Genomic DNA, 13,605 nt, shown 5'->3' on the forward strand with positions numbered 1-13,605 from the left:
ATTTAACTGATGTCTTAGAAATCCATTGATAATGAGAATGCATAATTTCTGAAGTTTGGATATTTATAAGTTCCATCGTATGGTTGTCTTAAACTTCCAACTTCAGGATCATATCCACTATAGTCTGTAAATGTAAGCAGGTTACGTCCAACAACTTTTGCTGTAATACTTTTAACCACGCCACCAAATACATTTAAGCTCTTCAATGGGAATGTATAACCTAAAGCAACTTCTCTTAATTTCAAATATGTACCGTCTTCAACCCAATAGCTGTTCGGGGTATTTACATCATAGAAATTAAGGAAATAATCGTATGCTTTCTTTTCTCCCTGAGGCACACCAGCCATATCCATTTCAGGGTTTCTAAGATCTCTTGTTAACCACTGGCCTTTTGCATTGTAGATGTCCCCGCCTTTCTTAAGGTCAAGCAGGAAATAAAGGGTAGCTCCTTTGTAGTTGAAGGTATTTGATAATCCCATATTGAAATCAGCATTACCATCGCCAATCTTAGTAAATAAGTTAGCACCTTTTGAATCTAATTGTTTAATAGCTTTCTCGGCGGTTGTACCCTGTGTACCCTTAGCTATAACAAATCCTCTTGAATTTATTTCATAGTCTGCAATTGTTTTACCTGCAGGTAACTGCTTCGCCATCTGATCCAGTGATTTTACCCAGGTATGACCATACATTGCTCCATAGGTTTCATTTTCTTTAACATAGAACATCTGCTGCCCGCCACCATCAGTATCACCGAAGGTATAGGCCGGAATTGGAAGACTGGTAATTTTTTGTCTGATTCTTGAGAACACGAGATTAGAACTCCATGAAAAATCTTTCTTTTTCATCCAGTTAGCTCCAAGGCTAAACTCAAAAGTCTTACTCTCAACAGAACCTGCATTCTGGAACTGACTTGTAAAACCATTATTCAGAAATCCTAATAATGGAGCATTAAGGAACTGATCATTTGTTGTAGACTGAGCATAAACAGCTTCGAAAGTAAAGTTCTTCAGGAAGTCAACATTTAAACCAATTTCAGTTTCTGCAGTTTTTGAAGGCTTCAGGTTTACGTTACCTTTCTGAACAGCTGAAGCAGAACCATTGCTCAATGTAAAGGTCTCATATTGCCATGCAAAACCCGGACGAATACCTGCAGTTCCATAAGCAGCTCTGATTTTTAATTCATCAATACCTTTGATCTTAAAATCTTCAGAGATACGATATGCTCCTGAAGCTCTGAAATATGGGTTCCATCTTTCTTCTGACCCGAATAGGGATGAACCATCATAACGGAACATTCCGTCGAACAAGAACTTATCTTTATAATCAAGACCTAAAATTGCAAAGTAGTTCTGAGCTCTTTCAGTTTCATCATATGATTCAGCATCATTGATCACAGCGAAGTTGTCATAGGTTGGAATGCCCTCTACACCAAACTGTGATGAGGATACCTCATAATTTTCAAATCTGCGGTTTTCATACAGGTAAGAAAGTTTTCCTTTAACTGTAAGATCACCAAAGGTCTTAGCCATGTTAATGGTAGCCTGAGTATTCTGGCTGTTTCCGGCTTCTGAATAATCCTGAAGACCTCCGTTAGTGTAAGACATTCCATTAGTTGCTGCAGTACCTCCTGTTGGAGTCCAGGTATCTTTTGGATTGTATAAACGGTAACGGTAGTTACTTCTTTCAATAGAATGAGACAGATCAATATTAGCCCATGAAGTAACTCTTGCATTCAATGCAAAGTTTCCTACCCAATTAAACTTCTTGTTATTTCTATCTGTTTTATAAAGGGTGTACAATGGGTTAACTGTTTCACCACTCCAGTGGTTCATACGTAAATAGTATGGCTGACCATCCGGATTGAACTGGTTAAGGTTAACATCTGGTTCAGCTAAAGCAACGTTGAAGAAAACCGCTCCGGTTGATCCGGGATATTCAGTTTTAGTGTTGATCAATAAATTGGAAGTGCTGAACTTTAACCAGGGAGCAATTTGCTGATCTACGTTAAAACGGAAATTTTGTCTTTTGTATCCATCAGTCATTGCGATTACACCCTGCTGAGCATTATTCTCAAATGAAGCATAAACTCCAGTCCTTTCAGTTCTGGAAGCCATTGATACGAAGTTCGAATAGTTAACTCCGGTATTAAAGAAATCATTTTGCTGATTACGGGTTACACCGTAAGGATTATCCATATAATGATCGGCTTTGGGAGTCCTGTTTCCGGTAATTAACGGACTGTGACCCGCATCGCGATATCCTGCCGGATATGTAACACCCTGGTACTTGGTGAAAGTACCCGCATACTGCTGATAATCTGCAGCAAGAGCGAATGGATGGTGAGTAGCAAGATCAAGGGTATTTGCAATATCCTGAACACCGGCTTCATTTCTTATATTGATTTTTACAGCATTCATTCCAATGCTGTTACCCCTTTTAGTGGCTATTGCAATCACACCATTACCTGCTCTTGAACCATAAAGAGCTGATGCAGCAGCACCTTTTACAACCTCCATTGAGGAAACGTCATCTGCGTTAATATCTGAAAGAGACCCTGTAAAAATAACTCCATCAATCAGGATAAGAGGTCCGGATCCTACATTATTCAGGTTATTATCAGCTCTTAACTGAATATCAACACCGCCACCCGGAGTTCCGCTTGGAGCGCTTGCCTTAATACCGGCAACTTTACCTGACAGAGCACCGGCCAGTGATGTACCGGTTACAGCGTTTAATCTTTCCTCACCCACCTTGGTTACAGATACTGTCATCTTTTCTTTGGTAGTAGCACCAGCAACACCGGTAACAATTACTTCAGACAACTGTTTGGCATCAGTTGATAGTTGTACATTAGCTGTATTATTTGCACTGATTGTAACTTCTTGTGAAGAGTAGCCTATATAGGTAATCACAAGAGTATTATTTGCCCCTGGTACACGAAGGCTGAATTTACCGTCGCCACCTGTAGAGGTTCCGATATTAGTTCCTTTAACTTTAATACTAACTCCCGGTAATGGTAAACCATCCGTTTTGTCAGTTACTGTTCCTGTAACAGTACGTTCCTGTGCTATAGCCTGAAAAGCTATAAATAGCAGCAAGAACAAACTTTGTAGAAGTTTTTTCATACTTAATTGGTTTTGAAATGTTTAAAAAGAGGGTTGAATTATTTGGTTACTTTAATATCAAAGTTGAGCAACATAAATGTTACAACAAAATTATATTATTACTATTTTTAAAATAATAATATAAATGCCTGATAATCAATTGATTAAATTTGATTGGATTCAAATATTCAACGTAGTATTTTAAAATAATACCCGGAATTGCGACAAGTAAACCGGAATGTTAAGCATCATTCATTAAAATATAGTATATAAACAGCCAATAATTCCATAATATTTTTGCGGTAAAAATCCTTTAAATATAAAAGAGCCCCAATAGATATCCATTGGGGCTCTTTTATATTAAAACCGAATTAATTTGGTGTCATCAATTTATTATTAGCAAGCTCCTGAGCTGAAATAGGCCAGATATATGCCGGTGAACTGGATGCCACTGCCTGGGCAACATTGGTAGCATCTGACTTTGCAGGAATTGTTGCCCCTAATCTCAATAGATCAGTTGAGCGGAATCCTTCACAAATTAATTCTATTCTGCGTTCTGTCAGAATAGTATTTATTAAAGCAGCTTGTGTACCAATATCAGCTAATGGGAAAACATAGTTTGCATCAGACCTTTTTCTAACTTCAGATAATAAGGCAAGGCCCCGAACAATATTGCCACTTCTGGCATGTGCTTCAGCCGCATTAAGTAATACTTCCGCGTAACGAATTACAGGTACATAATCTGTATACGGAGACGGCTTTTTGAACTTAGAAACAAAGTTCTTGGTTCCATTAGCTATAATAAAGGCTTTACGGGCATCTGTTGAACCTGCAGCATAAACAGGATTTGCAAAAATACCCGCAGGATTCAGGTAATATTCTTCAAATCCACCTACTGATTGTGCAGTATAATAATGTGCTAATTGATTCTGGGTTCCCGGAGGGCTCAGATCAGTCATAGGTAAGAAAAATACAGCTTCAGAACCGGTATAGGTACCACCATATACGGTTGCAATATTTGCCTCTAACTGCATGGTTACACCAGAGGTTGATTTAAACGGCGCTGTAGCACTAATGATCTTATTTGACTCTTCAATAACTTTAGGATAATTACCCATTGCAAGATAAACCCTTGTTTTCAAAGCTATTACGGTATTTTTATGAGCCCTTGAACTGTTCAAAGCTGCATTCGAATAAGTAGCAGGCAAGCCGGTTTCAGCCTCATCAAGATCTTTCAGGATCTGGGTATAAACCTGTGCAACTGTACTTCTGGCCAGATCATTGTTAGCCGAAGTGGTTTCAGCCTGTATACGCAACGGAAGGCCGGGATTAGCTCCATTACCCATAGTATATGGCTTAGCATACAATTGTAAAAGATTAAAGTAACAGAATGCTCTTACAAATTTTGCTTCAGCACGATATTGGTCTGCAAGGGCAGTACTCACTACGCCTGCGCTTCCATCAATACCTTTTAGAAACACGTTTGCCTGATTGATCGTAGAGTAAGCAGTATTCCAAAAGTTTACCACCTCATTGGTAGCAGAATTCAAATTATGTCTCCAGGTATCCAAACCGGTAACCCCGTTTGGTTTATTGACTATAAAGTCTTCCCCTCTGATATCCTGATAAATTAAAAATCTTCCGCCTAAATGTTGTCCGCTTTTTAAACCGCCATAAAGTCCGTTTACCTGTCCGAGGATCCGATCAGGAGTGGCAAATGCAGTAGCATCAGAAAGACTGGTTTCGGGAAAGGTCTCCAAAAAGTCTTTCTTACACGATACGGAAACCGTACTTAACAGTAAGACAATAAAGAACAATCTTAGTGCCTTCACTTTATTTATTTTCATATTTTCCATTTCGAATTCATTAATAATTAAAATCCAACATTTAAACCAAATGTAATTGTTCTGCCCAATGGCACTGAGTTCCTGTCAACACCTGGTGCCAGGTTAGAGTTTCCATTAACAGATACTTCAGGGTCTGCACCAGCGTAATTTGTGAATACCAGAAGATTAGTAGCCTGAGCATACATTCTCAGGTTAGATATACCGGTTCTGCCAAGATATTTTGCAGGAATAGTATAACCTAAAGAAACATTTCTCAATTTCAAAAAGTCTCCCTTGTAAACGTTCGCTGACATTGGAACAGCAGAACCATTAGATGTATTATCTCCGTAAACTACACGGGGTATATCGGTTACCTGTCCTGCAGTGGTCCATCTTCTCAACATTCCGGCTTCATTATTCCAGAAACGCTGATCTCTCAAACCTGCCTGAGTACCATAATAGATATAATTTCCACCAGAGTATGTAATTCCCAGATTTAGATCAAATGCTTTGTATTTAAAGTTGTTATCAAATCCGCCGTAAAAAGTAGGAATTGAGTTACCCCAGATCCTTGCATCTGCAACTGCATCAATTGCAGGAGCAACTTGTCCGGCATTTGCACCATCGAGGTATAAATAACGGCTTGCAGCCGGCCTCTGGAAACTAAAGCGGACCTTTTGTCCGTTTCTGTTTACAAAAACACGCTCGCCGGTTGCAGGGTCAACACCTGCTGTTTCTACCACAAATATCTGACCTAAAGAATAGCCGACTCTGGTCCTGTTTGCAGTTTCAAGAGATGTAACACCCGGAAGATCTGCATTGTTATTTGCCAGTGAAGTCACTTCATTTTTGATGAATGAAATATTAAAGTTTGAAGACCAGCGGAAATTACCTTTTTCAATATTGGTTGAATTAATTGAGAACTCCCATCCTTTGTTAAACATTCTTCCAATATTGGTAGTGATCTGATTACCCGGAATACCTTTTGAAGGCGATTGAGGAGCTGCCTGAATTAACTGATCGATATCGTTATAAAAGTAGTCGGCATCAAACTCGATACGACCATTTAAGAACGCCATGTTAATACCAATATCCGTTTTTGTACTTGTTTCCCATCTTAAATCTGCGTTACCCGCCTGGCTGTATCCAAGACTTGGAACAGCACCATAAAGACCGGTACCATACAATGACAATGCAGGGAAATCACCAATATTGATATTGCCAACCACACCATAACTGCCTCTTAATTTAAACTGAGACATGATATCAGCTAGCTTTGAATTCTGGAAGAAATTCTCCTGAGATATATCCCATCCAACAGATGCACCTCCAAAGTTACCCCACTTCTGTCCGGCAGCTAAACCCGAATAACCATCCCGTCTGAAACTACCGGCAAGGAAATACTTCTTTTTAAAATCATAGTTCGCACTTCCAAAAACCGACCTGAATGCATTTATCCCACGTCCATTACCTGCAGGTATGATCGTGCCAAACCCTCCCTGATATACTTCAATGAACGGATCTGAAACATTCTGCCTTGTAGCACCCCAGGATGAGCCAATTGAGCTTTGCTCTTCATAACCTCCGAGGGCAGATACATTATGTGAAGAGGCTATTGTTGTATTGTAACTAAGTGTATTAACCCAGTTCCATCTGTTATTTCTTGAATAGGTATTTGTTGCACTACCATTTGGCGAAAAACCATCACCCTGGTACTTGTTCGCAAAAGCAATGTTTTCTGTAAGCAAATTATCCATACCATAACTGGTTTTCAGAACCATTCCCTTTATAAGATCAACTGAGGCATAAACATTTCCTATTAGCCTGTTATTCTCAGAAGTGAATTTATCTTCTTTTAGCAGTACTTCGGCATTCGGATAATTAGAAGCTACCGCCGAATTGTTGGCACCAAAACCAATTGCTCCGCCATTCATATGATAGGTTCCATCCGGATTATAAGCAGGTACGTTAGGAGGCAATACAATTGCCAAACGGCCTAAACCTACAGTAGAGAAAGCCTGACCTGGTAATGAGCCGGTATTTGGCGCTTTATTGTAAGTATTAGTAAATGAGAAATTAGAACCAACTTTGATCCTGTTTGTCAATTTATGATCCAGGTTAACCCTTCCTATTTTACGCTGAAAATCATTGTTTCTGATAAACCCTTCCTGATCACTGAAACCAACAGAAACATAGTGTGATGTTTTATCAGTTGCACCTGAAAAATTCAATGCATGATTTTGTGAAACTCCGGTACGATATGCTACTTTATACCAATCTGTGTTTACTGTACTGCCATCTGCCAGTGTTTGCAAAAAGAATCTGGCAGGTGTACCTATATTAGCCAGGGCCTCGTTTTTCATGGTTACATAACCCTGAGCATCCAGCAATTCAGGCAAATTACTGGCTTCATTAAAGCCTGCCCAGGCTTCATAATTTACTTTAGTCGAACCTTGTTTACCTTTTTTTGTAGTGATAACCACTACTCCGTTTGATGCTCTCGAACCATAGATAGCTGATGCGGCAGCATCTTTTAAAATATCTATTGACTCAATGTCGGAAGGGTTGATATCACCTAAAGCATTTCCCGCAGCATTTGTACCGGATGCATCCCCGGTGTAAACAGGAATACCATCAACTACGATCAAAGGATAAGAACTCAAAGAAATTGAATTAAACCCTCGAATGCGGAATACCGGAGGATTGTTCAGAACCCCATTGGGCATCACAATATTTACACCTGCAGCCTTGCCAGCAAGGGCCTGCTCAAAACTTTGAACCGGCTGATTTTTAAGTTTGTCGCCGCTTACACTCACAACTGAGCCGGTTACATCCTTTCTGGATTGTGTACCGTAACCCATAACAACAACTTCGCCCAGTTGCTGCTGGTCAGAAGTTAATGTAACATTAATTGTTTTCGAAGAACCAATGTTTATAGTTTGCCTGACATAACCCACAAACGCAAATTCGAGCTGAGTTCTGCCTTCGGGAACATTAATAGAATACGTGCCATTGGCAGAAGTTTGTGTACCAAGGTTAGAACCTTTTACTATAACACTAACTCCAGGCAATGGTAAACCATCCGTTTTGTCAGTTACTGTTCCTGTCACAGTACGTTCCTGTGCTACAGCCTGAAAAGCTATAAATAGCAGCAGGAACAAACTTTGTAGAAGTTTTTTCATACTTAATTGATTTTGAAATGTTTAAAAAGAGGGTTGAATTATTTGGTTACTTTAATATCAAAGTTGGGCAACATAAATGTTACGACAAAATATATTTATTATTATTTTAACATAAACCATATAACTAACTGAAGATCAGTATTTTAATTTATACTGCGGCATAGCAGATAAAAATATTATGCATGCATTGTGAAATGTTGCATCTGACCCTTAAAAAGGAAGAGAGGAGGTAAAAATAATTTCTCTGATTCTTTATGAAAACACCAATCTGTCTGTCTCTGGATTCAAGACCATTTTCTGATTTTCGACCTTAAGCAGGGCTTTGAATGAAAATTCAACTTCCATCTACTTTTGAGAGGTTCCCTGTGACCATCCGGCGTATTTACGAATATGCAGCTATGCCCCTGTCATAATGCTGAAGTCCATCCGCCTTTCCTTCTTCCTCAGTCTCTCCCTTTTACAGGATCTTTCATATCTGGCTGAAATAGCAGGATCCAATACTTTGCATACCTCCTGAGCAAATACAAGTACAATAAAGAATATTACAAGCAGGCAGGTATAAAACTAATTTCAAAAATTTCGCTTTCATATCCATTTTATTACAATGTGCCGAAAATTTGTTTCTTAAAATAAGATGAAAACAAAAGAGACCGCATTGATTAAGTATCAGATACGGTCTCTTTTAATAGAAACTTAAAAAATAAAGTATTATTTATCCCACCAGATTCTGGTAGTCAGATTATCTGCACCCTGACGAGTTACCGCCTCTGCGTAACTCTTTCCATTAATAGAACCTTCGTTGGTAGGGTAACCCTGCCTGCGCGGAATGGTTGGCTGGTTACCATTTGGAGCTGCTGCCAGTACCGGGAATCCGGTCCTCCTCCAATCGGCCCATGATTCATATCCATTCAGATAAAGATGAACCCATTTTTGGGTCATAATCTGCTCCAAACCTTTGGCTGTATCATAAGCAACAGCTGTCTGTGCCATATAAGCAGCATAGGTACCCGCATTATAAACACCGTAGGTTTCCATTGAAGCCTTAATAGCATTTGCATAATGGGTAGCTGCTAACACTTCTCCACCTGCAATCCAGCCTTGTTTAGCTGCTTCTGCCTGGGTAAATAATACCTGAGCATAGGAATAAATTAATGCAGGGGATCCGGCACCGCGGAATTTATCACCTATTCGACTGTATGCACCCGGAATATTAACGGCTGTGTTCGATCCATAAGGCAAGCCTATAACCTTACCGGCCAATACTTCACCATAAACAGGTAAACGCGGATCATTCTTGGGCTCCATATAGTCTGTCATCACCTTACTGATAGCATAATCATTACGTAAACTTGTGGTATAGTTATCAAACCATGGGTTAAAATTGTTGGGATCACCGGACAGGAATTTATAGAACATGTTTTCGGAATTGTTGCTAATTACACCACTTGCGATGGCATCAGCCATTTCAGCTTTACCTTTTGCATTATCTACCTTCATTAAACGCAACGACATGAAAAGTCGCGTTGTATTAGCAAATTTTTTCCATGCAGCCATATCCCCTTCAAATAACTGGTCACCCCTTACTCCTGTCTCAGCAGTTTTAATCTGGGCTGCAGCCTCCTTAAGTTCTTTAAAAAGATCAGTATAAATACTTTGTTGAGTATCATACTTCGGACTAAAATTACCATCACCTTTTAAAGCTTCTGAATAAGGAATATCTCCAAACCGATCTGTTAACCACCAATAATAATAAGCTTTCAAAATTCTTGCAACTGCGATCTGATTGTCTTTTGATCCATTCACACCGACTTCTGCCAATGGGCTTCCTGAGTTGGCATTATTAATGATGCTCTTCAGGTTATACAAAGGTCCGGTATAATGTGGAGCCCATTCAAAATTGCGGACAGAGTACAACGAAGCACCAGGGTACGGGCCTTCAGAAATGTGCTGTATGTACATATTTGCCGAATGGCGACTTCCTGCAGTTCCGGGAAAAGCAGTTCCAGGCAATGACTGCAAAGCATTAGTCAGCAGTGCTTTATTCGGAACAGTACTTACGGCCGTCGGGTTAATATTGGTATCTCCGAAGTCGCTTGGATCACATGCTGTTAACAGCATGACGGATCCTATGATTAAACTAAATATTTTTTTCATTTTCTTTTTCTACTAAATTAAAATCCAACTCTCAAATTCAAACCAATCGACCTGGTTGAAGCCAACTGGCCACCTTCCTTACCGAAGCCTTCCAGCTCTGATGGATCCAATCCGAATTCTTTTGCAGGGGCTGAGATCAACCATGCATTATTCACAATTGCCCCTAAAGTAACCCTGCTAACAGGAATATTCCCCAGGTATTTTTTGGGTATAGTATATCCTAAACGAACTTCACGAAGTTTCATATAAGAAGCACTTAAAAGATAGTTTCTGGTATCACGCTGATTGTTCGTATAGAAATGTCTCCTTGCTGCAATATAGGTATCAAGTGGTGCACCTGCTGAGGTTACACCAGTGATGTGAACACCGCCACCTAAAGAAGGAAATGTACGAACATTATTTCCTTTATCATTTAATCCAACAGTAGCTTCTGTTAAACCTGTTCCGTCGCCATACATTTTAGTCAGTGAATAAAACTGACCACCTTTCTGGAAATCTAAAGAGAATGAAAGATCTACTCCTTTGTACTTTAAACTGTTGTAAAAACCACCTGTAAAATCAGGCATCATTGAACCCAGGTTATTATTGATCGTATAATCAACAGTACCTGCAGAACTTGTATAAACAGTCTTTCCATTAGCATCCAGCTTATGCATCCGGCCAACCATTTGTCCCCATGGTTTGCCAACCTGGTTTTCTATGCGGAAGTCGTTACGCTGAGTATCATATAAGTAAGTGTTCAGACCTTCAGCAAGTTCTTTAACAATAGATTTAGCTTTTGCAAAATTCAAAGCCGCAGTCCAGGTAAAATTGTTCTTGGTAACAGGTGTTCCGCTAATACTTAATTCCCAACCTTTACGCTGGATATTACCTGCATTGATTTGGGCTGTTGTAAATCCGGATGCAGGAGCTACGTTTAGTCCGAGGATCTGATTAGTATTATTATCTAGATAATAAGTCAGATCAAAACCTATTCTGTCTTTTAAGAAACGCATCTCTGTACCTAATTCAAATGATTTGGTTAAAGATGGCAATACCTTTCCTGTCCTGAATTGGTCACCAATTGAAGCAGATGGGTTACTGCCATAAATTGAACCGTTATTAATCGCAACATCAACCTGGTATGGATCTAAATCAGAACCAACCTGGGCAAAACCCCCTCTTATTTTACCGAATGATAAAACATTTGAAATTCCGCCTTTCAGCAGTTCACTGAAAACTATGCTTGTTGATACAGATGGGTACAGGTATGAATTATTTGCAGCCGGTAATGCAGAAGACCAGTCGTTTCTTAAGGTAGCATCTAAATAGAAAAATGCTTTATAACCAAATGAAGCCTTACCATAAATACTTCTTACTTCTTTTGCAGAATATCTAGTAATAGTATTGGGACGTGTAACTGATGCTGCAATATCAAAATAGTTAGGGAATGTTAATCCACCGGTAGTTTGATTATCCAGACGATCATTTTTATTGGTACGAATATTTCCCCCAACAAATCCATCAACTGTGATGTTGCCAAATCCTTTTCTGAAATTCAGATTAGTTTCATAGTTCATTTCATTATTAACCAACTGATAGGTTGAATAGCCCGGCTGCTGCAAACCGCCTGAAGCAATTCTAAAATTGCCCTTGCCATTGTCATAATCCATACGAACAAAAGAGGTGACATTGAAAATATCATTGATCTTATATTTGAAACCCATGTTACCAACAATCCTGTTTCCGATATCAGTTCCATAATTCTCTTTTACAATAAAATATGGGCTGTCCCAATATTGAGGCTGCAGATATAATGTTGGATCACCTGTTGAGTTAGGATCACCTATATTCCAGGAATTCAGTGTACCATCTGCATTCCTGTAATTTTTCAGGCGCTTCATATCCAATTGCCTTTGAAACCACTGGTTGAAATTCTGTGTAACGTTCAAGCCATCTAAGGTATAACCTTCTTTAGGCTGTCCTTTGGTATTACGGGTGGTATAGTTAATATCTGTAGAAATGGTTAGTCTCTTACTGATATCCATAGAAGTATTCAATGCCAACTGATGCTGGTCGCGTTTAGCTCCCGGAATGGTTAAGGCTCTGCTTAAATTATTATAGGACAGTCGATATACCATGGCATCAGAACCACCTGAAAAAGCGACACTGCTGTTATAGGTTTTGCCGGTATCATAGAAATCTGTTATATTATTTGGCTGAGGAGTCATAGGAGACAGTTTTCCAAAGTCTGCGCCCGGATACCAGGAATAATATGGACGATAATCCTGGCCGTTCATAAGCGGCCCCCAGCTTTCATCAGCTCCATAATCTATAATCCGCTGATTATTGAAAGCCGACCAACTGGTTGGATGAACTCCCGGCTTATATTTAAATAAATAAAATCCCTCATTATCATATGTTGAACCCGGAGAAACCGAATTGGATGAATAACCACCGGCATATGAATTTTGATATTTAGGCATTATATACAGATTTTCAAGAGAAGAACTAAGGTTCACATCTACACTGGGTTTACCTGTACGGCTACCTTTTTTAGATGTGATTACAATCACACCTGCACCGGCTCTGTTTCCATATAGTGCAGTTGCAGCAGGTCCTTTCAGAACAGAAATAGATTCCACATTATCCATGATCACATTTTCCTGAAGAGTTGGAGTTCCATCAACTACATATAGCGGATTGGCAACACCAAGACCACTGATACCACGTATAATAACGTTGGCATTATCAAATGTGGAACTTGGTGAGCCCTGAAGCTGCACACCCGCAACCTTACCGGCCAAAGATGAACTGATGTCCATCGATTTTGCAACAGTCAGGCTTTCCCCTTTTACTTCCTGAACAGAATATCCTAATGATTTCTTTTCACGGCTTTCTCCAAGGGCAGTTACTATTACCTCAGAAATAAGGGTCGCATCTGTCGCTAAGCTCACATTCAAAACATTGGATGATGGAATTGTACCTTCAGCAGTTTTGAAACCGATATAGGTAAATATCAGAGTTGCAGCATTCGATGGAACTCTTAAACTGAATTTTCCATCGGCACCGGTTGAAGTACCTGCAGTACCTCCTTTTACTTTAATGCTTACCCCCGGCAGAGGCAGGCCATCTTCTTTAGCTGTTACTGTCCCAGTAACAGTACGTTCTTGTGCCATCGCCTGAAAGGCAATAAATAGCATCAATAACAAAACTTGTAATTGTTTTTTCATTCGGGTTTAATAATTGACTTGTGAAAGATTTGGTTAATTATAGTCTTAGTCAAATATTGTTAACAATTCTGTTACACGGAAATATTTTGTCATGTTTTTGTAAAATTTATACGCAATTATCTGTTAT

General features: G+C 39.4%; 5 protein-coding genes. All 5 read right to left on the reverse strand.

The genetic code is table 11. From position 1 onward, the window contains the following. Positions 1-14: 14 nt before the first annotated feature. On the reverse strand, positions 15-3,125 hold the full coding sequence (locus P2W72_RS06185; RefSeq protein WP_276360114.1) for a SusC/RagA family TonB-linked outer membrane protein: 3,111 nt from the start codon (positions 3,123-3,125) through the stop codon (positions 15-17). Between the two features lie 350 nt (positions 3,126-3,475). Beyond that, positions 3,476-4,951: a RagB/SusD family nutrient uptake outer membrane protein gene (locus P2W72_RS06190; protein WP_276360115.1), complete on the reverse strand. Its 1,476-nt coding sequence runs from the start codon at positions 4,949-4,951 to the stop codon at positions 3,476-3,478. 26 nt (positions 4,952-4,977) lie between these two features. After that, on the reverse strand, positions 4,978-8,112 hold the full coding sequence (locus P2W72_RS06195; protein ID WP_276360116.1) for a TonB-dependent receptor: 3,135 nt from the start codon (positions 8,110-8,112) through the stop codon (positions 4,978-4,980). A gap of 708 nt (positions 8,113-8,820) precedes the next feature. Next, positions 8,821-10,266: a SusD/RagB family nutrient-binding outer membrane lipoprotein gene (locus P2W72_RS06200; RefSeq protein ID WP_276360117.1), complete on the reverse strand. Its 1,446-nt coding sequence runs from the start codon at positions 10,264-10,266 to the stop codon at positions 8,821-8,823. A gap of 17 nt (positions 10,267-10,283) precedes the next feature. Next, on the reverse strand, positions 10,284-13,478 hold the full coding sequence (locus P2W72_RS06205; protein WP_276360118.1) for a SusC/RagA family TonB-linked outer membrane protein: 3,195 nt from the start codon (positions 13,476-13,478) through the stop codon (positions 10,284-10,286). Between the last annotated feature and the right edge of the window lie 127 nt (positions 13,479-13,605).

Source organism: Daejeonella sp. H1SJ63 (assembly GCF_029360775.1).
Taxonomy (GTDB): Bacteria; Bacteroidota; Bacteroidia; order Sphingobacteriales; family Sphingobacteriaceae; genus Daejeonella.

Excerpts from the sequence above, each read along its gene's own strand:
- P2W72_RS06200 (WP_276360117.1), bottom strand. The coding sequence starts at position 10,266 with ATGAAAAAAATATTTAGTTTAATCATAGGATCCGTCATGCTGTTAACA.
- P2W72_RS06195 (WP_276360116.1), bottom strand. The coding sequence starts at position 8,112 with ATGAAAAAACTTCTACAAAGTTTGTTCCTGCTGCTATTTATAGCTTTT.
- P2W72_RS06185 (WP_276360114.1), bottom strand. The coding sequence starts at position 3,125 with ATGAAAAAACTTCTACAAAGTTTGTTCTTGCTGCTATTTATAGCTTTT.
- P2W72_RS06205 (WP_276360118.1), bottom strand. The coding sequence starts at position 13,478 with ATGAAAAAACAATTACAAGTTTTGTTATTGATGCTATTTATTGCCTTT.
- P2W72_RS06190 (WP_276360115.1), bottom strand. The coding sequence starts at position 4,951 with ATGAAAATAAATAAAGTGAAGGCACTAAGATTGTTCTTTATTGTCTTA.